The organism is Desertibacillus haloalkaliphilus, from assembly GCF_019039105.1.
GTDB classification, from domain to species: domain Bacteria; phylum Bacillota; class Bacilli; order Bacillales; family KJ1-10-99; genus Desertibacillus; species Desertibacillus haloalkaliphilus.
Genome location: NZ_JAHPIV010000353.1, coordinates 1 through 374 on the forward strand (window position 1 = coordinate 1; position 374 = coordinate 374).

1 protein-coding gene is annotated in these 374 nt (G+C 39.0%); it reads left to right on the plus strand.

What is annotated here, in order from left to right; translation table 11 throughout:
- Window positions 1–318: phosphotransferase family protein (locus tag KH400_RS22300; RefSeq protein ID WP_217228370.1), on the plus strand; the 318-nt coding region annotated here is incomplete at its 5' end.
- Window positions 319–374 lie beyond the last annotated feature (56 nt).

A 374-nucleotide genomic window follows, 5' to 3' on the forward strand; every position in this document is an offset into this window, starting at 1 on the left:
GTTTGTCATTGTGATATTAACCATAATAATTGGATGCTTGATGAAGAAGAGCACCTTTACTTAATTGATTGGGATGGGGCAACTGTCTCGGATCCAGCTCTTGATCTTGGACTCCTGTTGTACTCTTATATTCCTCGGAATGAATGGGAGTACTGGTTGCGCCAATATGGTGTTGAGCTTGAAGATTGTTTACGGAATCGGATGCATTGGTATGTTGTTTCTCAATCGATCTCTGTTTTACTATGGCATTTTGGCCGTGGTCAGTTTGAACAGGCAGAACAATTAAAGGATTATATAAAAAGCCTACTTGAAGATTAGAAGAGACTCACCGTTTCTAAGATGGTGAGTCTTTTGGTTTGTGTTGTATAAAAGAT